General features: G+C 42.0%; 25 protein-coding genes, 2 pseudogenes and 1 riboswitch. Of the genes and pseudogenes, 11 read left to right on the top strand and 16 right to left on the bottom strand.

The features are described from left to right. Positions 1-108 precede the first annotated feature (108 nt). The 4 genes and pseudogenes from murQ to C1I60_RS25755 form a co-directional block, all read left to right on the top strand. Complete coding sequence (gene murQ / locus C1I60_RS16200) at positions 109-1,011, top strand: N-acetylmuramic acid 6-phosphate etherase (RefSeq protein ID WP_137062663.1); 903 nt, start codon at positions 109-111, stop codon at positions 1,009-1,011. An 85-nt stretch (positions 1,012-1,096) separates the two neighbouring features. Further along, entirely contained in the window at positions 1,097-2,131 is a 1,035-nt protein-coding gene (locus C1I60_RS16195) for a C40 family peptidase (protein ID WP_137062662.1), read from the top strand. 59 nt (positions 2,132-2,190) lie between these two features. Next, positions 2,191-2,484, top strand: coding sequence for an immunity 53 family protein (locus C1I60_RS16190; RefSeq protein WP_137062661.1), 294 nt, complete (start codon positions 2,191-2,193; stop codon positions 2,482-2,484). A gap of 98 nt (positions 2,485-2,582) precedes the next feature. Further along, a pseudogene (locus C1I60_RS25755) lies at positions 2,583-2,774 on the top strand (hypothetical protein); the annotation flags it as partial. Positions 2,775-2,927: 153 nt separating this feature from the next. On the opposite strand, the gene C1I60_RS16180 reads toward C1I60_RS25755, so the two are convergent. Further along, complete coding sequence (locus C1I60_RS16180; protein WP_137062660.1) at positions 2,928-3,485, bottom strand: DUF1003 domain-containing protein; 558 nt, start codon at positions 3,483-3,485, stop codon at positions 2,928-2,930. Between the two features lie 313 nt (positions 3,486-3,798). Next, positions 3,799-3,971: riboswitch (M-box (ykoK) riboswitch) on the bottom strand. A 68-nt stretch (positions 3,972-4,039) separates the two neighbouring features. Beyond that, positions 4,040-4,246: a hypothetical protein gene (locus C1I60_RS16175; protein ID WP_137062659.1), complete on the bottom strand. Its 207-nt coding sequence runs from the start codon at positions 4,244-4,246 to the stop codon at positions 4,040-4,042. Between the two features lie 169 nt (positions 4,247-4,415). Between C1I60_RS16175 and C1I60_RS16170 the strand changes: the two genes are divergently transcribed. After that, positions 4,416-4,904, top strand: a complete 489-nt coding sequence (locus tag C1I60_RS16170; RefSeq protein ID WP_137062658.1) for a PLAT/LH2 domain-containing protein — start codon at positions 4,416-4,418, stop codon at positions 4,902-4,904. A gap of 866 nt (positions 4,905-5,770) precedes the next feature. Here the strand turns inward: C1I60_RS16170 and C1I60_RS16165 are convergent. The 3 genes from C1I60_RS16165 to C1I60_RS16155 are packed head-to-tail and all read right to left on the bottom strand — an operon-like array spanning position 5,771 to position 7,574. Next, positions 5,771-6,193 carry a hypothetical protein gene (locus tag C1I60_RS16165; protein ID WP_137062657.1) on the bottom strand — a complete coding sequence of 141 codons (423 nt, stop codon included), beginning with the start codon at positions 6,191-6,193 and terminating at the stop codon, positions 5,771-5,773. Continuing rightward, positions 6,184-6,570, bottom strand: a complete 387-nt coding sequence (locus C1I60_RS16160; RefSeq protein WP_137062656.1) for a hypothetical protein — start codon at positions 6,568-6,570, stop codon at positions 6,184-6,186. The genes C1I60_RS16165 and C1I60_RS16160 overlap by 10 nt, the downstream gene beginning before the upstream one ends. A gap of 29 nt (positions 6,571-6,599) precedes the next feature. Continuing rightward, complete coding sequence (locus C1I60_RS16155; RefSeq protein WP_137062655.1) at positions 6,600-7,574, bottom strand: hypothetical protein; 975 nt, start codon at positions 7,572-7,574, stop codon at positions 6,600-6,602. Between the two features lie 618 nt (positions 7,575-8,192). Here C1I60_RS16155 and C1I60_RS16150 point away from each other — a divergent pair. Beyond that, entirely contained in the window at positions 8,193-8,855 is a 663-nt protein-coding gene (locus tag C1I60_RS16150; RefSeq protein WP_137062654.1) for a hypothetical protein, read from the top strand. A 59-nt stretch (positions 8,856-8,914) separates the two neighbouring features. Here C1I60_RS16150 and C1I60_RS25750 read toward each other — a convergent pair whose 3' ends face one another. From C1I60_RS25750 to C1I60_RS16115, 11 genes and pseudogenes are all read right to left on the bottom strand, one after another. After that, entirely contained in the window at positions 8,915-9,226 is a 312-nt protein-coding gene (locus C1I60_RS25750) for a hypothetical protein (RefSeq protein ID WP_252361748.1), read from the bottom strand. 30 nt (positions 9,227-9,256) lie between these two features. After that, entirely contained in the window at positions 9,257-9,418 is a 162-nt protein-coding gene (locus C1I60_RS25745; RefSeq protein WP_252361747.1) for a hypothetical protein, read from the bottom strand. 2 nt (positions 9,419-9,420) lie between these two features. Continuing rightward, on the bottom strand, positions 9,421-9,690 hold the full coding sequence (locus C1I60_RS25740; protein ID WP_434784402.1) for a stalk domain-containing protein: 270 nt from the start codon (positions 9,688-9,690) through the stop codon (positions 9,421-9,423). Between the two features lie 381 nt (positions 9,691-10,071). Next, positions 10,072-10,416 (bottom strand): glycoside hydrolase family 25 protein, encoded by a 345-nt coding sequence (locus C1I60_RS25735; protein WP_252361745.1) that lies wholly within the window; start codon positions 10,414-10,416, stop codon positions 10,072-10,074. Positions 10,417-10,444: 28 nt separating this feature from the next. Continuing rightward, positions 10,445-10,507, bottom strand: a complete 63-nt coding sequence (locus C1I60_RS26450; RefSeq protein ID WP_491844699.1) for a hypothetical protein — start codon at positions 10,505-10,507, stop codon at positions 10,445-10,447. Then, entirely contained in the window at positions 10,500-10,718 is a 219-nt protein-coding gene (locus tag C1I60_RS25730) for a phage holin family protein (RefSeq protein ID WP_252361744.1), read from the bottom strand. Before C1I60_RS25730 ends, C1I60_RS26450 begins: the two co-directional genes overlap by 8 nt. A gap of 128 nt (positions 10,719-10,846) precedes the next feature. Beyond that, positions 10,847-11,068, bottom strand: a complete 222-nt coding sequence (locus C1I60_RS16130; RefSeq protein ID WP_137062653.1) for a hypothetical protein — start codon at positions 11,066-11,068, stop codon at positions 10,847-10,849. A 242-nt stretch (positions 11,069-11,310) separates the two neighbouring features. Continuing rightward, positions 11,311-11,673 carry a hypothetical protein gene (locus tag C1I60_RS16125; RefSeq protein WP_137062652.1) on the bottom strand — a complete coding sequence of 121 codons (363 nt, stop codon included), beginning with the start codon at positions 11,671-11,673 and terminating at the stop codon, positions 11,311-11,313. Positions 11,674-11,697: 24 nt separating this feature from the next. Beyond that, a complete protein-coding gene (locus C1I60_RS16120; RefSeq protein WP_137062651.1) occupies positions 11,698-12,060 on the bottom strand; it encodes a hypothetical protein in 363 nt (120 codons plus the stop codon). A 529-nt stretch (positions 12,061-12,589) separates the two neighbouring features. After that, a pseudogene (locus C1I60_RS25725) lies at positions 12,590-12,667 on the bottom strand (YjcZ family sporulation protein); the annotation flags it as partial. Positions 12,668-13,117: 450 nt separating this feature from the next. Beyond that, a complete protein-coding gene (locus C1I60_RS16115; protein WP_137062650.1) occupies positions 13,118-14,563 on the bottom strand; it encodes a helix-turn-helix domain-containing protein in 1,446 nt (481 codons plus the stop codon). A 268-nt stretch (positions 14,564-14,831) separates the two neighbouring features. On the opposite strand from C1I60_RS16115, the gene C1I60_RS16110 reads away from it, so the two are divergent. From C1I60_RS16110 to C1I60_RS16090, 5 genes are all read left to right on the top strand, one after another. Continuing rightward, positions 14,832-15,041 (top strand): XRE family transcriptional regulator, encoded by a 210-nt coding sequence (locus C1I60_RS16110; protein ID WP_137062649.1) that lies wholly within the window; start codon positions 14,832-14,834, stop codon positions 15,039-15,041. 359 nt (positions 15,042-15,400) lie between these two features. Continuing rightward, complete coding sequence (locus tag C1I60_RS16105) at positions 15,401-16,078, top strand: tetratricopeptide repeat protein (RefSeq protein WP_137062648.1); 678 nt, start codon at positions 15,401-15,403, stop codon at positions 16,076-16,078. A gap of 230 nt (positions 16,079-16,308) precedes the next feature. Continuing rightward, on the top strand, positions 16,309-17,712 hold the full coding sequence (locus C1I60_RS16100) for an efflux RND transporter periplasmic adaptor subunit (protein WP_252361742.1): 1,404 nt from the start codon (positions 16,309-16,311) through the stop codon (positions 17,710-17,712). Beyond that, the gene (locus tag C1I60_RS16095) at positions 17,709-20,789 is read left to right on the top strand and encodes an efflux RND transporter permease subunit (protein WP_137062647.1); all 3,081 of its coding nucleotides are present in this window, start codon (positions 17,709-17,711) and stop codon (positions 20,787-20,789) included. Before C1I60_RS16100 ends, C1I60_RS16095 begins: the two co-directional genes overlap by 4 nt. Next, positions 20,786-21,667 carry a TetR/AcrR family transcriptional regulator gene (locus tag C1I60_RS16090; protein WP_137062646.1) on the top strand — a complete coding sequence of 294 codons (882 nt, stop codon included), beginning with the start codon at positions 20,786-20,788 and terminating at the stop codon, positions 21,665-21,667. The genes C1I60_RS16095 and C1I60_RS16090 overlap by 4 nt, the downstream gene beginning before the upstream one ends. The last annotated feature ends 3 nt before the right edge of the window (positions 21,668-21,670 follow it).

The following is a 21,670-nucleotide window of genomic DNA, read 5'->3' as shown; positions in this document are numbered from 1 at the left end:
TTCAATACAGAGAAACAGGATTTTGCATATTCAATTGAAATACCGCTGTAATATTGCTTGGGAAATTATGCGAAATACTCAGTATACTAGACTGGTAGGAGGAACCTCATGAACCATATTTTAGGTAGTTTGATTACAGAGCAGCCCAATGACCAAACAAATGCAATCGATCATCTCGATTCCGCTGGAATTATGCATCTAATTAACAATGAAGACCGCCAGGTCGCCGAGGTAATCCACGGTCTGATACCGCAGATTGCCGAAGTAGCCGACTTTATCGTGGAGGCGTTCCGCAATGGCGGCAGGCTGTTCTACGTTGGTGCCGGAACGAGCGGGAGAATCGGCATTCTTGACGCCTCGGAGTGCCCGCCGACCTACGGAACCACCCCCGAGATGGTACAGGGCTTAATCGCCGGCGGATTCCGGGCCGTCAAGGACCCGGTCGAAGGCGCGGAGGACAGCGAGGAGTTGGGCGCCTCCGATATCGACGATGCCGCAATCAGCGTGAACGATGTCGTCATCGGCATTGCCGCCAGCGGACGTACACCTTATGTGCTGGGCGCGATGAAACGCGCCGGAGAACGGGGAGCGGTGGTTATCGGCCTCTGCAACAACTACGGAACGCCGATGACCAGGCTCGGCAAGCTGACGATTGAAGCCGTCGTCGGCCCCGAGGTTGTCATGGGCTCGACGCGGATGAAATCGGGAACGGCGCAAAAAATGATTCTGAACATGCTGACCACAACAGCAATGATCCGTATCGGCAAAGTGTACCGGAATCTGATGGTCGATTTGAACCCCTCTAACGAGAAGCTGGTCTACAGGGCCAAGCGTATTATCGAACTGGCTACAGATGCTTCCGGGGAGCAAATTGAACAAGCCTTCCATGAATCGGAAGGTCACGTGAAGACGGCGATTGTTATGCTGCTGGCTGGAGTTGACGCCGCTGAAGCACATCGCCGGTTGACGGCGGCGGATGGATTCGTGCACGGCGCCTTGAAGGAAAGCTAGAATCGCTCCAATATTTGGTACACAACTAATTAAGGTCAGCCTCGTACAACTTAGATGAACATATCAACAACGAGGTGATGACAGCATGACAATCAAAAAGGGAGTATTGCTGGCTCTACTGGCCGTATCGCAGCTCCAAGCGAACCCGTCTTATGCGAAATCGGTGCCGCTGACTCCAGTGACGACCGTCTATCTGGATGACCGCCCGCTCCAGCTTGCCGCCCCGCCGCTGCTGCTAGACGGGACAACGCTCGTCCCCATGCGCCAGTTGTTTGAGGCGCAAGGAGCCAGGCTCTCCTGGAACGGATCCAGCAAAACCGTAACGGCTACCAAAGACGACACAGTGCTGACCTACCGTATCGGGGAACTCACCTCCACCCTAAACGGCAATGAGCTGTCCCTGAATGTTCCCGGACAGATTGTTCAGGGTAATACGATGATTCCGCTGCGCTTTGTAAGCGAAGCGCTTGGGAGCACAGTGAAGTGGGATGCACTGACTCGGACGATTCGGATTGTCTCCAGGAACGATTTTTTCACAACGGTTCTTTCCGGGGTCAACCTGCGCAGCGAGCCAGATTCATCGGGAGCTTCCCCTTCCCTGCGGCTTATTTCAGGCGGCGAAAAGGTTCATGTCATCCGCGAGGTCAATGCTCTCTGGCTGGAAGTGCGCACCAAAGACAATCTGACCGGATACATATCGGCAAAACCAAAATACAGCGATTATACCAGCCCATCCCTGGCGGAACGGCAAGGGGAAGAACTGATCGCCTACGGGGAGAAATTCCTCGGTACCCCTTATGAATTCGGCGCAGCAACCAGCCAGACATCGACCTTTGATTGTTCTTCTTTTGTAGCGGAAGTGTTCCGGCATACGCTCTCCATCGAGCTCCCCCGGGTCTCTTACGATCAAGCTAAAGAAGGCCGGAAGGTCGGGCTAAACGAGCTGCGCAAAGGCGACCTGCTGTTCTTCAGCGCACGCGGGCTGGAGATCGGCCATGTGGCTATCTATGCGGGGAACAACAAATTGCTCCATACGTTCTCCAAAGAACGCGGCGTTCATTTTGACACGCTTGACGATAAATGGCAGCAACGTTTCGTAACAGCCCGCAGGCTGTTTTAGAATGAAGTCGGCCCTATTTTATATTGTCGAAGGCTATTATGTAGAGGTATTATACTTCAATGGATACTATGACATGGATACAAAATTGGTTTGCTCAACATTGTAATGGAGTCTGGGAACATGCAGAAGGAATACAGATTTTAACACTGGATAATCCAGGCTGGTCTATATTCATTCATTTAGAAGGAACGATACTGGCTGAAAAAGATTTTGAACCGATATCTGTCGAACGAAGTGAATCAGATTGGATTCATTGTAAAAAAGCCGAAACAACATTTAAAGGCTACGGTGGTGTACAAAATCTAAATGAGTTGCTGATTATTTTTAAAAACTGGGTAGAGTCTTTGGAATAAAGACAAGAGGAGTAGTTATGCAATTCGAGACAAACAGGCTTTTATTTCTCTCGTTTTGATAATGCAAAATTGGTTATCTGTCCAATTACAATTCCGGTCAATTCGATTTAAGCAAAAAAGAACTGAGTGCCTTCATCGCTTGGTATGACGCTAAAGATGCTGGTAGAGGTGCCTCATTCTTTGCAATTGACAAGCACAATAATAACAAAGGCCCATTCAGCAACCGTAAAGACTATGTAATCTTCAATAAAATACTCACGTTTGAAGTAAGCAAGTATTCAACTAAATAAATGATATGAAGGACTCCATTCCGGCTATATACCAGTGGAGTCCTTCTTTACATCTACTTTTAATTCAAACTGATTCCTCATAAAATAGCTTCCGTTAATCTTAATCGATTCAGGTGAAAACTTTACTACGGGGCCTCCATATAATCAAAAGGGTCATTTGTGTTCTTCATTCATTCGGTTGTTTAGAACAAGTAAAAGTTTTTTAATCTCAATCAGCTCGCCTTCGATCCGATGAAGGTGGCTTTGCATATCGTCAATCTCTTGTTCCGCTTTGTAGTTGATCGCGAAGTCAATGATCGATTCATGCTTATCCCTTGCAGCTTGGCGGTTCTGACTCATCATAATGACTGGAGCCTGGAATGCTGCGATAAAAGACAAACACAAGTTCAACAAGATAAATGGAGGTTCATCGAAATGAAAGCGAGTAAACGGCAAGCTGTTCAAGAGTATCCAGATGGTCAGAAAGATAGCAAAATAAGTAATAAATCTCCAGCTACCGCCGAATGATGCAATCCGATCAGCAAGACGATCTTGCCAGCTTGTCGTTCTTTGGTACGCTTCATCTAAATGAGAAAGAATGCTATTTTCGTAACTATCGACTAGCCGATCAATACGACGAGTATTTTCCGGATTCAATTCAATATCAAAGCCTTGAATTTGAGCAGCACTTTTATTTTGCTGCTTTTTTTGAAAAAAATTCATTTTTGACATGTCGACTACCTCCTTGTTTTAAGGCAGTCAGGCCCAATACTACCCCGTAGGAGAGGAGCTGCAACCATACTCAATTACGGTATCTAGTTTTAACCCGACTGCCAATAGACTCACTGGCTCTGGATCCGGTTCAGTCGAACTTCGACTACTCATAGAATGGTTACCCCCCTCTCCCATATCGTATTGTTGGCTCCATATTTTACTGATCTCACAAGAACCATGTCACTGCCAATACCTAACACATTGAAATAAAAACGCCCCTCAGTTCAACTGAAGGGGCGTCGTTCTGCATGCAAGATAAGGCATGCAAATATCCGATTCCCCCAAGTCGAGCTTTAGCACTATACGACGTAAAAGAACCAAAGTTCTTTAGCCACATTAAGAAGAGCCTTAATCCGGCAATTCCTGTTATACCCATTGGCATCTTTCGATGTTTCCGGGCAGTGGCTTATGTTCGTATAGGAGCCTCACCTAACGAGGACATCCATATTTCCCTAGCAAGCATACTGCTGTCCAAATGTGCTGTCAACCCAAATATATTCACTATATTTCACTTATGTTTGCACCTGGTGACAACGACGCTGGCACTTCCCCTTATAATGTAAAATAAAAAGTCGCTGTGCCTCAGGTGCGGCAAACAGGTAGTCTACAACCCCCACCATATCCTCACTCAACGGCTTTACTACATATACTCTTACCTGGCTTAATGCTGCTGCAAATAGTTCGATACGCGACTTTAACACTTTATATGTATGATTCATGCTGATCACCTCAGTAATTCATATTGAAACAAGGATATCGACACATAAGGATAAAATATGACAAACAAAGACAATAAAAATATTCTTCTTCACAACCAAAGAACTATGTACAAGTATGTGCCACATGTATAACATTAAATACAAATACTAGAAAGGTGGTAACAATTTAATGAAAAAAGTATCTTTACTAGCATCAGCACTGTTTATCTCATCTGTAGCTTTCGCAGCGCCTTCTTTTGCCGATCAGGTCACAAGTGACACTTATAGTTCATTTCAAGACTCTAGTAGAAGTATAGAGTCAGTTACACCTTTTGCTAATGTTGAATATGTTGTTACTGTAAACACAGCCAATCTTAAAGATGCTGGAACAGATTCAAATATTTCTATAACTCTGTATGGTTCTAATGGAGATTATGCTACCGCTACACTCAATGGAAGCTTTGAACAGGGAGATTCTGATACAACAAGAATCAGCACCAGCAACCTTGGTGACATCAGAAAAATTACGATTAGAACTGATGGATCTGGATATAAACCTGGTTGGAAAATCGCTAATATTAAAATAACTGGAAACGCGAAAACTTTCTCATTTGCAGGCCCTAACCGCTGGCTTGGTGATGGCGGTTCCGCAGATTCCGAAACACTTTTCCCATCCTAATAACAAAACTTATAACAATTAATACAAAAGACTCTGTCAATATTGATGGAGTCTTTTGTATTGGATTGATTAATTTCCTTTTAATGTTTATCCCCTTAAATGTAAAAACACCCCCCAACGTAGCCAGTAGCGTGTCACCAATGCTTTCAGATTGCACAACGGTGCTTTCGAAAATACTTATATGTACGGTTCATGCTGATCACCTCAAATAGCTATTCGGTGAATGGTTTGAGAAATCCTTCAACAAAAGAACTCTGACGACCTGTGTGAAGGCCAGCAGAGTTCTTTTGCAATTATCTAATTAACTAATCAATTAGATAATTATATTTGTTTATAAGGTGCCATGATCATGATCAGCCCCCATTTAGGGAGCCGACCAAAACACCCCTAAAAGTCTAATCTTATTATTTGAATATTTTCTTTTAGTCCAGAGTCCGCTAACTTAAGGTAATAACTACTCGTTGCGCTATATCTTTTAATTCTACACCAATAAATAAAATATAAAGCTGTACGCCGCAATTATCATAAGAATAACTACTACTCCACTGCTAATTAAAATTTATACAAAAGTTTGTCCATTGTTTGCTCCCTTTCCAAGCTTATAGGAGCATCGTTTTGGTCGACAATAATATAAAGCAAACTAAGGAAAAATGTCAAAAAGCCCTACCAACCAATTAAGGTTAGTAGGGATTTTACATCAAGTTTTACGGTTAATCATTCAAAAAAAGAATTATAAATTTCAATACACAAAGGTGTTACTCTTATAACTAATATAGCATACAGCACGTAAATGACACCCTGTCGGCATAGCCAGCAGGGTGTCCCAATAAAACATAGTCTAGTACCAAGTCGGTTTAAATAAATAATCACATCCAGCCAAATGCTTTAGCGATAGAAATTCCAGCAGCCGATACTTGTATAACTTTAGGTAATGCACCAAAAATCATTTTAGCTGCATCCCAATTCTTGTTCATTATACTTTCTTCGACCTTACCTGCAATCTCTATGTCTCTTTCATCTCCGTTATCTTTAATTGTTTTATACAAATCATCAAAAAGTTTCTTTATGTTATCTTCAGATAAAGCCCCTACAGTTTGACTCATACTTACACTGTCACCAAAATTCAATTGTTGATTAGTTGCGGTAACGCCGTTAACAACGTTTTTTCTATTATCAATATTCATAATCATTACGCCCCCATTAATAGTTTTAAGCAATAAATCTATATCTAAACCTTCCCTCTTAAGATCACCCAAAGTCTTAACTATATATCGCTCATCTAATGACACACTAGCTTCTTCAATCTGAAGAGGTCTTTTTTTTTAATATCTTCCCTATATTCATCAGTAAAACTAAAAACTAAAAAACTATGATCTAAATCATTAACAATTTCTTGTTCACAAATATGACAAGTCGGCAAATCATACTCATCAATTTCCTCGTCTACTTCACAATAAAACGCCTTGTGATTATTAGGACACATATAAACCCGTGAAACACTTAATTCAAAACCATTTCTGGAAATGAGGAATTTCAACACGTAATCATAAGTTGCTTCGTATCTAATTGCATGAAGCACATTTTCAACCGTAAAATCAACCATAGGAGGATCATAAAGCGCCCATTGTTCTAGCACTGAGGTTATCTTAGCTATTGGTTTTGTCACATTAATCCCCTCCTATTAGTGTCATGCATCTAAATTGTGGCTGCTAAATCTTGCTGTTTATCCAAAAAGGCGACTTTGATTATAGCTTCTACGACGTGATCAATAGTGCCTTGTGTAATAGTACCTGACTTAAACTTTAAACCGCCACTCTTCAAGTTAATTTCAAATGAAAAAGGAAGCTCAACCTTTGTACGCTGATCTATAAAATCATCCAATTTACAAACAACATCAAGCTTATCATCTGTCGGTACATTTACATCGTTTAATGCTTGTTTCATAATCACCATTAAAGGATCAATATCCAAATCAACAGAAGATTTCCCTCTTGTAAACGTAATAGAACCTACCGAAAAAGGAATGGAAATTTGTTCAGATGTATAAGAACCTTTTAAATTTTCTTTTACTTTACGAGCATCAGCAGGTGTTAGCTTGGTCAACCTGGCACATTCCACTTTTTCATTTAAGCCTAGAATATTCAATGCAAATTTTTTGTACTTATTAACGCTAGTTACAGGACATCTGTATTCAATCAACTGATTGGTAAAATGAAAAACTAGGGACGCGAAATAAGCATACTCATTAGGCGATCTTTTGTTCCAACCAGTTTGATAGGTACTAATTTTCTTTTCAACTGTGCTGATAAAAACAGATTCTTCTTCAATTTTAATACCACATATTTTTATTTCATCATTATATTCAACAAACCAATTTTTCTGTTTTGAAACATCATTAGGTATAAGCTTATTTTCTTTAAGCCGCGTAATGAAATTAGCTGCATTGCTAGCATCCTCTGGAAAAGCATCAATTGGTTTTTCAATAATTAATCCACTTATCTTTCCGGTAAAAGCAAGTTGATCATTAAGATATTCCAAGTCACTTTCGTGACCAGCCTTTATAATTTCTTGTTCAATCTCTTCTATCTCTTTCCCTCTAATCCCTTTTATCTCTTTGATCTTAGCTAGTTGTCTTACAAGTTTATCAGGAATTTCAGTAAATTTACTCATATATGGCCTCCGAATAAAATATTGCAGGCCATTGTCAAATGTAATAAAATGAGAACTAGGAAGCGACTAGGGCCTGCGGGTTCTGGTCTTTTTTCAATTTTATACCATAACCTCCGGTTTATCCATACATATTTTTACATTATTCGACATTTCAATAGGGTATTAGTACTAATTATATAGAAATATAGCATTAAATTCATAAAACAATTATACAGAACACGCGTTCGTGTTTCAAGCAAAAAATAATTTACCAGCCGAAACCAGTAGGGCATTTGTTAGTTCCAATCAGACTTACTATTCTTTAAGCTACCTAGTCGATCCTTAGATGCCAGCTAAAACTAATCAGTAGCACTTAATCCAGCCATTCTTCCGGTCCATATCAGCAAGATCAGTAAATAGATATGCTACCTATCAATGAATAGTCCAATTAGCACGCCTACAAGTGGCACTACATTTATAGGTAAATTAACAGACCTTTTTACAACCAAACACGCAGCAGAAAATTTATTTTATTTTTTGTTACTTAGTTACAGTTGTTTGAACTTTTTTATCTGGATATATATTCCTAGTTCTGATAGACTACGACTAGAATATCCAATGTAAAGGGGAATGTATACTTTGGAACCTGAAAATCAAATCAAAAATGAACGGAAGAAGATCCGGATAAATTGGAGACTGGTATCGATCTATCCTCTTGTATTAGCGTCTATTGTATTATTTGGACTTTTTATTTATCCCACTATGTACAAGTACGATAAATTGGATCAAAAGTACCCTGTAATGATCAATCGGTTAACTGGAGAAACAAAGATTCTGACTCAAGACGGCTGGCAAAGCACCCCTGATATTGATTCTGCACTAGGTAAAATGGAACAATATAAAGGTGAAATATCTATGGAAATTGACAAACAGGAAGAGAAAATCACACAGAATGTAATGGCTGCTGTAGAGAGACAAGTCGATGAAATCAAAACCGAAAGTACATTGGCGGATCAAACTATGTCAGAAAGTGAGTTTGCTGCTGTACGGAACCGAGATGTAGACCTTCCTAATACCAATCCTACTCAAGATGATCAATTCATTGAAAATCAAGAAAATAAAAAAGGTACCTTTAGCAAAGGCGACTCAATGGATAAAGTAAAGGGAGTAATGGGCACACCAAGTAGTATTTCTGGATATGGAATGTATGAGATATGGAGGCTTGATTTATCTTCGGTTAGTTTCACTGACGGAAAAGTGACTGGATGGAATGATATAAGCCATAACTTGAGAGTGAAATAAATAAAGCCCCGACCAGTGCTCGGGGCTTTAAAATTATTTTGTAACTATTTATGCTGATTTTACAGGTAAAGTCTGCTCAGGCTGTCCTCAGTTGGCGAAGCTGACGATACATCCGCTGTTGCTTGTGCCAAGAAATTGTTAAGCTTTGCAGCCAGATCCGATACAGCTTCCTTAGCTGCTGCCTGTGTTGCCCCTTCACTTGTTAGTGATTCAGTAGTCAACACTGCATTTGTCTTAGCCTTATATTCCAAGTATGCCTTCTCAATTACGGATCTCAACTCTACTTTGGATACTACAATACCCTGACTGGTAAGAGTAAGTGAAGCATATTGTAAAGCTTCCTCCAGCTTGCTTAAATGCCGTCTGAGCAAAAGCAAATCCCTCTCCAGCAACCTTATGGATTACTTCCCTCTGTGCTGCCGTTGTACGTGCCTCCAGCCATGTGTGTTTGCTTTCCCTTTAACCGTGTTCAAGCCAGCCAAAACGAATGTCGTGAGTACGCCTACGGCGGTTGTAGCAATAGTGGTCACGTACGGTTGTACACCTTCGATTAATGTTTGCATGATTATTTATCCCCTTTCGTTTTCAGGCCAGCAATTTTATTTTTAGCATCCCACGAAATCTCAGCTCCGTATGATTCCGCAATGGGCCGCAATTGTACATAAGATGTTCTTTCAACCAATTTCACAGACTGCAATTTACGATTGTTAAGATATGCGACCTTTTTGGCATAATCCCAACGTAAAGGGATACCGAGAGCATTCGCCAGCACACGCAGTGGAACGTAGGTCTTGCCATCAAACAGCAACGCCTTACCCGCATTCTCTCCGTTAATCTGGAATGATCCTTCTTGATGGTCACTGCGTCCTCTTTGGGTAGAGTCTTCTTGCCGAACCGCGTCCGAAGCTCATCTGCCGTACCGTCAAATTCATTCAAATCGACTGAACCCGCTATTCCAGCCACCTTACGTGTGCCGGACGGTAGTGTGCCACGAGCCGAACCATCGCTATACTGACAGAAAATCCCAGATTGACCAGCCAGACGCACCAGGAGGAACCTGTGTGACGCTGTACTGGGCAATCCACAGCGGGTAATCTGATAAGCCGCTGAAATTACCGATGAATGAAGGATATGTTGTACACGATTGGTCGTACTCCAGTAAGCCGCGCAACCTCCTGCAAAAACGCCTTAGCTACGGCTGTAAGCGCCGCTTTGCTCAAGTCGGACTTAATTTGGACTCATAATCCATTACAGGCGGCAGGTCGAAAGCCGAGATACCTCCGGCTGAATCAATGGCGCTCACAAAGTTTGCAGCTTCCCTTCGGGCATCCTCCGGCGTTTTCGCAGAGTCGTCTAAATAATGATAAGCTCCAACCATGACTCCGACAGCACGTGCAGCCTGCGCATTACCAATGAACGTTTTATCGCGGTATGATTTCCCCTGACTTGCCTTAATGAAGGCAAACGATATGCCATCATCCTTCACTGCCTTCCAGTCAATCTTCCCCTGATATCGGGATACGTCGATCCCTTGAGCATTACGGCTGTTTCGTTGTTGCATCCTTCCCATCTCCCTTGTCATTTAACTGCTACAAAAAATTTTTAAGCTTAAACGCTAACGGAACGCCCATCGTGCCCAAATTTTCAACCACGGACAGCCCCTCCCTCCCTACATAAAAGTAAATGGCGCTGTGCGAAATATTGGAGTGCCTGGCTGTATCCCCAATCATCCAATTGTGCGGCCAGCCCCACCACGAACAAAACCGTGATCTTTCGAATCCCTCCCCAAAACATAACGTCACTATTAACACTTTTCGTTTTAACGGCTCCCAGTACACCGAAAATATAATCAATCGCCATCATTATAAGTAGCACCCGAAGGGACTTATCCCCCCCCTGCCAGCGCCTCCTTTTCCGTTGCTCCGACCATTGCGGTCCATACGGTGCTGCCAAACATTTTAATTTGGCTCACTACTTACTCCCCTCTCCGTTCAGGAAACTTTTCCTGAGCTATCATCATTTACTTTTTGATTTTTTTCCTCTTGAGCCTGAATCTCTGATAAAGCATTTCCTACAGCTAAATCCAAACCTTCAAGTATTTCTTTCCGGCGTGCTGGCTGTGAAGCAATGACAGCAGAAATGACCTCAGTCAATTCTTCAACTGGCCTAGTCAGATCCAATTGAATATCCAATGTAGATTTTATCTTTGCCACGAGTCTCATCACCTCCTCAAGACGCAAAATAAGCCTCTGAGTTATCAGAGGCTTTCATACTTGTATCTTAAATTGGTTCGATTGCTATAACGCTGCGGATTTTTAAGGAAAGAGCAAATTATTCGTTTTACAGGAATTCTAACGGGCAGGTCTTCAGAATAGCGACTACCGGCTGTCATATTATTGCTTATTTTATTCAGTGCACACAGCATTGCACCGACTCCAACTCGCGTTGTTATTCATTAGGGAACTGGAGTAAACGCCGCAGTTGGTACCGTTTCCGAGCCGAGGACCCTTTGAGCGTCAATTAGATCTCCATTTTCATCCATCGTGAAGATGTTAGCCGTAAAATCGCTGCCTGAGGTTGTATCTGCTTGTAATTCATAACCCAAGGCTCCGGCAATACTATAAGTCTTAATAATATTAGAAAGCGGAGGCACTGAAAATAGTTCATGAGCAATAGGTGTTTTCGGCAGCCCGTTGCCAGTGATTATGAAAACTTCTAATTGAACCATAGGTATTTGCACCGTACTGCTATTTCGGATTGCCAAAATGAGTGTTGTTGCCAACCCATTATTCTGAATGGGTCCCGACGTCCTTGGCATCTGTGTCCCCTCCAAACCATTATTTTATGGAACAGGCGTTAATTGAGATATTTCCTGGCTCTCGCTGCCCAGTACTCGCTGGGCTCCAATTATACTGCCATTTACATCTGTTGGGAATATATTTACTGTTAAGCTGGTCGTGCCCGTGACATTATATTGAACTTCATATGCGGCAGCACTAGAAAGATTGAAAGTTCGAATAGAAGTAATCAATGGAGGCACTGAAAAAAGCTGATGGGCTACGGGTGTTGAAACACCCTGAATCGTAAGAAACACTTCAATTTCGACAACACCGGCAGTGCTGAGATCATCATTGCTTAGTAAAATCGTTACAATTTCAGCTGGATCGGAAATATTATTCCATATAAGACTAGTGGTATTTGCCATATGCTTTGACTCCTTTCCGGGTGTACTTTGAAATATATAAAGAGTATATGCCAGCAGAAAATAATCGGATTGGATGAAGCACGAATTTTAAATGGATGCGTTAGTTGAGCAAGGTTAGTTTGAGCTGGGATGATTGAAGTTGCGCCAACTTACCAAACAACTGACTCGATACCACGATGTTCTATTGAATTATCGTTCCCAATAGTTCAATAGAACATCGGCAGTCCAGGATTTTAATTACCGGTTAATTTAATACCTCGTATTGTACTTGCAGTAACTGTACTGCCTTTATATCTGAAGCGTTCATTTCTGAGTTGTCGATCTGGCCTGTAAGCTTGATTGATCCAGCAACTACATTACCCTTCATATCCACTCATCCCTTGTTTGCAGTACAACATAAATATAAGCTCAAATACATCAGAGGACAGGGCATACAGGTAAACATTACAAAGACTCTACCGGTTACATACCGATAGAGCCTTTTATACCGAAACAATGATCGGGCATTACCGTGACATTGCTTTAAAAATTAAACCCAACAGGCTTTAGTGATGATAACCAACAGAATAAAGAGCACCAAAATTGCTGCTGGCGATGTGAAAGCACCAAAACAGTTTTCCCTACGCTCTTCCCTACGCTCTTCCCTACGCTCAGCTCCCCCAACACATCCACTCACATGAACTCCTCCTTTTTTTAAGATACTGTATACCGTATGTGTCATTCAATAAATTTGACAAGGCTAAACGGAAATTACTTCAATTAAAAAATTCTGTTAACCTCAGGTATCTGTAACAGTTTGTCAGGTGGAACTAATATTCGCTCCATAAGTCCACGCTTACTATAAAGCAGTATATACACGATGTTATCAGAAGTTTGAAATGACGTATATACGAATTTTATTTCCTTTTGTATCGCTCAATAAGATTCCTTGAATAAACCTTTTTCCCCTTACTGAATGAACAATGTTGCTACGATTAAATAATAAGAAGAAAGCAGAAAACCCCTGCCGCAGTTGGCAAGGGTCAGACGTAATTATGTAGTTTATGTGAGTTATGCTCTATAATATCTCCGAAAAGTGCGATCTCGTTTTATCAAGCCCAAGTAACAACAAAGCAATATAGTTGCGATGGCTAAGATCAAAACTTTCGTGTTCTTTAATCCTCTCCAGCAGGTTTCTGTATTTGTTTTGTTGAGAGTCGCTAACTTTATCTTTACAAGATTCAAAAAGAGATATGCCTTGAATAAATAAACTAAAATCGTTACATAGAATTGATGACTCCAGCATCTCAAAAATACTATCCGCCCCGTTTTCTGTCTGTCCATTGCGTAACAGATAAACAGCAAGTTGATAATGAAATTTCAAGTACCATCCTCCTTTAGAGATAATCTCATCTCGTCGCTCTTCTTCTACCATTTTCTTTGATAATTTGGCCAGCGTTTCTTCAATTGCAAATCCATACTTGTTTGCTGCTTCTATGATAACTACCAGACCAGTTAGAATCTCTTGCGGATGATCTAATAGATATTGGGTATATTCCTGTAATATATGAACATGTCCCATAAGCATATCCAGTGTATAAGAGTTGGCTATAGCAAACATTTTGAAATTTTCTACATCATTGGTCGCATTTTCATCCAAACCTTTAAACCAACTCAAATCAGCATAACCTTTAATGTATTTTTTGGATTCTTCATAAAGGCCTTGCTTCTCATAAGCAACTGCCCTCATTAGATAGCCCTTTCCATAATATACAACAAGATGTCGCTCCGTTTTTAAAGATGACTTCTTCCCCTTACTCGTTGTTCTTTGTTGCTGTTCCTGATATACGATCTTAGCTAATGCGATTAACTCATCAGCACTTTCCCCCAACTGTTTCCAGTCATTCAAAGAAAAATATATGTTTCCCAACTGTAATAGTCCATCCAACTGATAATTCACAGGTAAACGATTACGAAAAGGTGAAAACCGTGTTACCGCATCTCTATTCTTTTCTAAATCCTTTCCCAATGCTGCTCGAAACAGCCGATATTGGCTGATTGCCAAACGCTCGGAGTGCTGATATCTCTCATGTTCTGCTACACATTCATAAAACACAAGCGACTTACGAATATTCCCTTTAGCGTGCAACTCCTCTGCAACTTCAAACACCAAGGAAATATAATTCAAATCCTCCATCATTCGAGATAATACTTGCTCAATACAATTCTTTTTGTCCAACTCCGCGCAACGTAACAAAAAAGGCTTCACACGACTACGATGTGGTTTTCCTGACAAAAAACATTCATCTACATACAACTCATAAAAGCAACCCTCCGGATTATTTAGAGTAAAGTTAATTCGATCCAGTTGATGAACCGATAATGGCCGACTAGGTCTTTCACTAAGCAATGAACTAAGATGACTGGATGTAATAGTTGATTCTTTTGCAAAATTTGATAAGTTATATCCCTTCTTTTGCATACACTTCCGTATCTCTGTACGGATTGCAATCGCATATTCCATAAACCTTCCTCCTAGCATCGGAATACACCAAACAACGAAATTTACCTATATTTTATGGCTACTGTTTTTTTACATAACACCCTGATTATACAATCAATTTAGAATAAATATCAATAATATCCAAGTGAAATTCGGTTTTCACATTTTTAATATAGAGCAGAAATTATGGTAATTCATAGTATTCTAAAAAAACAATAACTTAGCATCATAGTAATAATTCAATTCCTCCCTTTACTTATCCCTACAAATAATAAAAAGAAGGTGAATCATGTTGGACAATAATAAAAAGCATCCTGTAACGCCCTTCGGATGGACGATCAAGCAGAAGCTTGTGGAAAGGCAACTGGATCAGAAAACGTTTTGTGAGACGTACCAAATTCCGCCTTCTCGTCTGTCGAATCTCATTCATGGTACAAGAAAAGCCAAACGACACAGAAAAATAGTATCCCAAATACTTGGCATTCAGGACGAGTCATAGAAACCTATCGTACATATGAGGGGAGACTTTGAACATGCGACATTTTTATAAGCATAAGCCTGAACGTTGTTTACTCTGCCATTCGACCGAATCTATCATTATGTCCAAAGGTGCCTTCATTTGCGCCCACTGTTATCTCAAAAGCACGTACAAGTACCCTACCAAGTTAGAGAGCTACCACCGTTCCAAAGTTGCCTTTCTGGTAAGAATGTACATCGAACATCATAAATGAACACACTACTTCACACTGCCTGTTTTACACTCCTTTACAACCTCGTCATGCTAATGACCCTTGAGATAACCCTATGCTATAATGTGGAAAGTATGGATAGTGACATATACAGGAGGATGGGAGCAGAATGATCGGGAAATTTTTAATTTTCTCTCTATTATGGAGCTTGCTCGGCAACCCGTTTCTGGCGTTGCTCGTACTGCTGATTGTGATCTATATATTGGATCGCAGCTTTGTCGGTGTATTGCCCAGCATCAGCAAGCCATGGAAAAGAAGGCGCAATGCTGCCCGGCTGCGTCAACAGATCGCTTTAAATACCAATGATGTGGCTGCCAAGTTCGATCTGGCTCGTATTTGGATCGAGAGCAAGAAATACCATCAGGCTTTGGAGCTGCTGCTGGACATCGAGTCCCGCTATGAGGACTCCGCAGATTATTGGAACGCACGGGGAACGGCTGAGGTACATACGGGGCACATCGAAGATGGAGGAGCGCATTTGCTGAAAGCACTGGACATTAACCCGCGGGTACAATACGGCGAACCCTATTTGCATTTAGCCGCAGCTTTCAAGGAACGTGATGTAAATAAGTCGCTTCACTATCTTCAGAAATTTCAGGAAATTCAGTCCTCTTCCAGCGAAGGCTATTATCTGACAGGCTTGATGTATCGTTTGCTGGGACGCAAGGAGGAGGCCACGACAGCCTTTAACCAGTCGATCGCGGTCTACCGTTCTCTGCCCAAATACCGCAAACGAAGTGAGCGCAAGTGGGCTGTACGCAGCTTTTTCCGTAAATTAATCGGCTGACGAGCTTATATTTTTTTCTTAACGACCTTTCTCATCCTTTGAGAAAGGTCGTTTTTATGCTTGTCCACCCTGCACCTCCACTCGCCTGAATCGGCTTTTTTTGATACCTGAATTTGGAATGTTTTTTCATAACAGTTATTGACATGCCACAGATCAGACCCTATAATCCGTTTATGAACTAATGAGTTTAAATATAAACTGTAAAGTACAAATCAGGAAGGATGATCATCTTGTTGAAACACAGTCTCTACATATCTGCTATATTCATTCTTCTGTTCACCTCAGCTTGCTCATCTACAGGATCGAGTGATCATGAAGCAGCAGAACAACAAAACCAAAAGGTTGAAGCAATGATCGTTAAAAAAGAGCCACTGTCTGCGTCTTTTGACCTTTCAGGCACACTACAGCCCTATGAGGATACCTCTGTATCTTTTGAGTTATCTGGACTAATACGCGACACAGTTGTCAATGTGGGAGACTCCGTATCCCAAGGGCAGATATTAACGAAGCTTGATCCATCCAGCTATCAGCTACAACTGGAGCAAGCGAATGCGACTATTTTTGAAGCACAAGCAGGTATCAAAAATGCTACAGCCGCCATTTCAAGCGCAGATGCCTCCATTCAATCCGCCGACGCGAAAAAGATGGCCGCTCAGGCCGGAGTGAATAAAGTGAACAAGGGCGCCCGTGAACAAGAAAAAGCGCAGGTGCGTACCAAAGTGCAAAGAGCACAGTCCGCTTTGACTAAAGCACAGGCTACCGCTGAACGCACCAAGCTCTTATATGACCAGGGAGCTGCAACCAAAAACGATTATGAAAATGCGCAGCTCGCTTTGACCAATGCCACCAAGGACCTGGAGGATGCACAAGAAGCCCTCTCCTTAATACAGGAGGGAGCGACATTAGAAGATCGGCAATCAGCAGAATCCAGCCTACAGCAAGCCCAAGCCGGGAAAGAGGCCGCTACCGCCGCAAAGGAACAGGCTGTAGCTTCCAAAGATAATTCTTCAGCGGCATATCAGCAGGCGATCATTGCTAAAAAGCAGGCTGAACTCGCCCTCTCCAAGACAGCTTTAAAAGCACCGATTTCCGGCGTTATTCTGGAGAAAAAAGCAACCGTCGGACAATTGGCGAGCGCTGGACAGCCGGTATATCGTATCGGACAAATCGACAGGCTCAAGGTGTTGCTCCCTGTTCCCGATCATGAAATCACGAACTGGAAGCAAGGTCAGATAGTCCAGCTTCAACTGTACGATGAGAACAGAGAAGGAACGGTCAGCAAAATTTATCCGGCCACCAACACCAATACGGGCAGTATCAACGTGGAAGTGATGGTTCCCAACATCCAGCATGATTGGGCCCCCGGACAAGTCGTAAAGGCAGGCCGCCAATTGACCCAAAGTGAGCAAATTTTGCTCCCGGCCAAGGCTGTCATTAATAACGGTACAAATACCTTTGTTTATAAAGTGGTGAACAACAGGGCGGTTAAGACGGTCGTGAATGTCGGTCAAATGTCCAACAACAAGCTCGAAATTACCAAGGGGCTGAATGTCGGGGATCGTGTGGTTACGACCGGAGTAAACCTGATCTATAATGGACTTCCTCTTCAGGTCACGGAGGGAACCAGCAAATGATTGCATATTTTATCCGAAAGAAAAAACTGACCCTCTTTATTTTTATCATGGTGATTGTTGCCGGGCTGTATAGTGTCTCTCAACTTCCCCGGCAGGAAACGCCGGATATTATCAAGAAAACCGCTGTGGTCACGACCCTCTACCCTGGAGCTACACCCCAAAAGGTAGAACAAACGGTCACGAAGCCTTTGGAACAAAAAATGAAAGAAATCAATCATATTAAAAAGATTTCTTCTACATCTGAAAATGGACTTTCGACGATTATCATTGAGACCAAAGGCAATGCCAATGCTAAGGAAGCCTGGGATACATTACGCAAAAAAATAAACGATGCCCAGTCTTCTCTGCCCACAGATGCTCAAAAGCCTGTCGTTAACGATGATTTGAATAAAGTATTTATCCATTCCTACGCCATCACGGGGGACTCTATAGAGCAATTGTATCAACTAAATGATATGGTGAAATCGTGGAAGGATCAATTAAAAACCATTCCCGGTGTATCGGAAGTAACAATTAAGGGATTACCGGATCAAGAGGTTCAGATTCAGATTGATGCTCAAAAGCTACAGCAGTACCATATCGGTTGGGAACAGCTCATGAGTGCAGTGCAGAAGGAAAATGAGCAATATCCGATAGGCAATCTGGATTACAATGAACGTACGTACCGAATGAATGTAACGCAGTCCAAGGATGCTCAGGATTTGAGTAAAGTCATTATTTCCAGAACGGACAGCGGCGCTCCTGTGTATCTCAGTGATGTGGGCACCATATTGCTTACACATAACACCAGCAGCTATATGGCCTTTTTTAACGGTAAACCAGCTATTACACTGACGATTAACGGTAATACCGGCTCTGACGTAGACACGATTTATAGCAAAGTAAATAAAGAGATGCAGTTGTTAAAACCAGATCTGCCTAATACGTTTCAACTGAATACGTTATTTTCACAGACCGAGCGGATTGATCATATTTTTCATGGCTTGACCCGTGAATTGCTGTTTGCCATTGCGGCGGTTGTGATCGTATGTACATTGGGCTTGAATCTGATTACATCCTCTTTTGTAGCACTGGCTATTCCTATTTCAATCGCCATAGGTCTCATTATTCTCCCTATGCTCGGAATAACATTGAATCAGGTTACGGTCATTGGCTTAATTATTGTAATGGGGATTCTAGTCGATGATGCTGTGGTGGTTAATGATAATATTGAGCGCAGGATGATGACCTTGGGTGAGAATCCCAAGATAGCTGCATTAAATGGAACAAAAGAAGTTTCCATTTCCATTTTGACCGCAACTCTGGCAACTGTAGCCTCCTTTGCCCCGCTGTTCTTTTTATCAGGCGATGCAGGCTCCCTTATAAAACCATTACCGTTTGCTGTTATCTTTACGTTATTGGCTTCCATGCTCATGTCCTTTACCGTCATCCCAATCTTTAGAGAATGGTATGGACAACGAAGTCAAAAAACGCCCAACTCCACCATGAAGCCGCCGGGACTGCTGGGCAAACAAATTGATGCTCTTCGTAACGTATATGTCAGTGAGCTGATTCCCAAAGTCATCAAGCGACCTGCATTGTATGCTTCATTAGGATTATTGATTAGTACCACGCTGTACGGTGTACTTGCTCTGATTCCGATCGACCTGTTCCCCAGAACCAACGATCCGGAATTAAGCATTAATGTGCGTATGCCTATAGGTACTTCTATAGAAGAAACCAAGCGGGTCACCGAGGATATTGCCAAATGGGTGAAGCAGCAGCCTCATGTGGAAACGATCAGTTATGCGGCTGGCGGCGACGCCCCCCCGTTGTTTCAAGATATGACCGCTGACGCCAAAACAGGCACAACCGTGGGGCAGATTGCTATTGTTGGGGAAGAAGGTGCATTTGATCCCGATGAAATGGCAGACAAATGGCCCTCCATCTTAAAGGATCGTTATCCGGGTCAATCCATTTCCTTGAAAATAGCCAAAGTGGGGGTGCCTCTCGGTAAGCCGATCTCCATTCGGATTTTAGGCAATGATGTAGATCAGTTGCGTTCGTTGTCACAGCAGTTAAAAGAAGGCATTATGGCTACCAGAGGAACACAGGACATACAAGACAATATGGAAAATGAAGGCTATACGCTGGATTTCCAAATCAATAAACAAGCGATGGATCAATATCAGATTAGCAATAATGATCTGACACGTACACTCTTGTTAATGGGTAATGGCGTGAGCTTTAGCCGATTTGATACGGGGAAAGATTTGATAAATATTAAGCTGAAGCTAAGCCAAACCGATCAAAATCCTGAAATTTTGTTTCAGCAATTGAATGTGACCAATGCCAATGGTGTTCAGATCCCTTTATCTCAATTGGCTGAGTTGAAGCCATCCTTTGCAACACAAAAAATTAACCATTATAATTTAAAGCGTTCGATTACTGTTGAAGCTGAAGTTCACGGGCGTACAGCTTCCGAAGTCATGAAGGATGTCAAGCTTAAATTGCAGGACATTAAATTTCCTCCAGGCTACACTTGGGAAATTGGCGGCGAGATTTCAGGACAAGATGACATTTTATCAGAAATAGGATGGTTATATGTTGTCGTCATACTATTAATCTTCATGCTGATCTTTTTGCAATTTTATTCGTTCTCAACCCCACTTATCATCTTGACTACCGTGTATATGGCGGCTGCGGGTGGATTCCTCGGCTTGTTCATTCTGAACACACCGGTCACTTTTATGGGGGTGCTGGGATTGATGACCTTGGCAGGTATTGTCGTACGGAACGGTATTGTGCTGATCGAGTTTATAGAGGATGCAAGACGCGAAGGGATGGAACTGAAAGAGGCGGTTATTGCAGCGACCAAAGCGCGCTTCCGCCCCATACTGCTTACTTCGCTGACAGCCATTGTCGGTCTGATTCCGATTGCTCTTATTGGGGAACTTATGTTTAGACCTCTGGCGTATACCATTATGTTTGGATTGATGTACTCGACCATTCTTACGATGTTTGTGGTTCCGTCCCTGTATATGGTTATTGCCCGCTGGAAATTAAAAAGACAGAGCAAAAAATTGGGGGTACAATGAAAAAAATAACGAGCGATGATATTATATATGCCGCCCTTTCCCTGTTTTCAGAAAAGGGATACGATGCCACCTCGGTCGATGAGATTGCCCGCGAAAGCGGGATGGTGAAGGCTTCCTTTTATAAATACTTTCAAAGTAAAGAAGAGTTGCTGCTGGGGACAATCGTCCTGATTGAAAAACTTCTTGATGCAGATATTAAAGAACTTTATTTGAAGCACCAGCTACCTTCCCGTGAAAAGTTGAGACAACTGAATTTGATTGCGCTGGGCCGGATTTATAAGAATAAAGTTCATTTGCTGGTATACTCCGTCCCTTTAATCGGTTCCAAGGAAGAAAAAATCGCACAAGCTATTGACCGTGTTGAACATCATTTATCTAACGTGATGGTTGATTTCTTAATTGATGCTTATGGAGAGTCCATAAATGACTATGCGTACGATATTGGGTTTGTCGTCAAAAGCATTATTATCAATTCCTTCCGAATGAGCGATTCAGAGCTGTCCTGGACGGAACATCAAACACTGGCTGAATTTATCGTCAGCATTACGGATATGCTGGCACAAAGTATGCTGAGCCCTGATGTTCAACATCAAATCATGTGGGGCCGCGATTCCGGATTCCATGAAGATTCTGATCAAATCTGGACCAAAGGAAGACAAATCGCCCATGTGCTTCAACATATGGACGCAGTCTTGAAACAAATCGAATTAGATGAAGCAATCCAGAATGAACATATGCAAATACTAAGCAGGCTACAGGGGGAGCTTTCGGAACAAAACGTGGAAACTGCCCACGTTAAAGCACTCCTCCTTTTTTTGGAGCAGCTACCCGAGTTACAGGAAGACTGTACCAAGCTGAAAGCTATTTTGGAAGTTTAAAAG

It is taken from the genome of Paenibacillus terrae (assembly GCF_005217525.1).
Classification (GTDB): domain Bacteria; phylum Bacillota; class Bacilli; order Paenibacillales; family Paenibacillaceae; genus Paenibacillus; species Paenibacillus terrae_C.
The sequence above is the reverse complement of the archived record's forward strand: the minus strand, read 5'-3'. Positions and strand labels throughout refer to the sequence as shown.

Bases quoted from the DNA above. Each gene is read 5' to 3' on its own strand.
- C1I60_RS25730 (WP_252361744.1), bottom strand. From the start codon at position 10,718: ATGATGGCGATTGATTATATTTTCGGTGTACTGGGAGCCGTTAAAACG.
- C1I60_RS16170 (WP_137062658.1), top strand. From the start codon at position 4,416: ATGAAAAAAGTATCTTTACTAGCATCAGCACTGTTTATCTCATCTGTA.
- C1I60_RS25735 (WP_252361745.1), bottom strand. From the start codon at position 10,416: ATGCAACAACGAAACAGCCGTAATGCTCAAGGGATCGACGTATCCCGA.
- C1I60_RS16180 (WP_137062660.1), bottom strand. From the start codon at position 3,485: ATGTCAAAAATGAATTTTTTTCAAAAAAAGCAGCAAAATAAAAGTGCT.
- C1I60_RS25745 (WP_252361747.1), bottom strand. From the start codon at position 9,418: ATGCAAACATTAATCGAAGGTGTACAACCGTACGTGACCACTATTGCT.
- murQ (WP_137062663.1), top strand. From the start codon at position 109: ATGAACCATATTTTAGGTAGTTTGATTACAGAGCAGCCCAATGACCAA.
- C1I60_RS16155 (WP_137062655.1), bottom strand. From the start codon at position 7,574: ATGAGTAAATTTACTGAAATTCCTGATAAACTTGTAAGACAACTAGCT.
- C1I60_RS16095 (WP_137062647.1), top strand. From the start codon at position 17,709: ATGATTGCATATTTTATCCGAAAGAAAAAACTGACCCTCTTTATTTTT.
- C1I60_RS16120 (WP_137062651.1), bottom strand. From the start codon at position 12,060: ATGGCAAATACCACTAGTCTTATATGGAATAATATTTCCGATCCAGCT.
- C1I60_RS16115 (WP_137062650.1), bottom strand. From the start codon at position 14,563: ATGGAATATGCGATTGCAATCCGTACAGAGATACGGAAGTGTATGCAA.
- C1I60_RS16105 (WP_137062648.1), top strand. From the start codon at position 15,401: ATGATCGGGAAATTTTTAATTTTCTCTCTATTATGGAGCTTGCTCGGC.
- C1I60_RS16190 (WP_137062661.1), top strand. From the start codon at position 2,191: ATGGATACTATGACATGGATACAAAATTGGTTTGCTCAACATTGTAAT.
- C1I60_RS16090 (WP_137062646.1), top strand. From the start codon at position 20,786: ATGAAAAAAATAACGAGCGATGATATTATATATGCCGCCCTTTCCCTG.
- C1I60_RS16110 (WP_137062649.1), top strand. From the start codon at position 14,832: ATGTTGGACAATAATAAAAAGCATCCTGTAACGCCCTTCGGATGGACG.
- C1I60_RS16175 (WP_137062659.1), bottom strand. From the start codon at position 4,246: ATGAATCATACATATAAAGTGTTAAAGTCGCGTATCGAACTATTTGCA.
- C1I60_RS16195 (WP_137062662.1), top strand. From the start codon at position 1,097: ATGACAATCAAAAAGGGAGTATTGCTGGCTCTACTGGCCGTATCGCAG.
- C1I60_RS16125 (WP_137062652.1), bottom strand. From the start codon at position 11,673: ATGCCAAGGACGTCGGGACCCATTCAGAATAATGGGTTGGCAACAACA.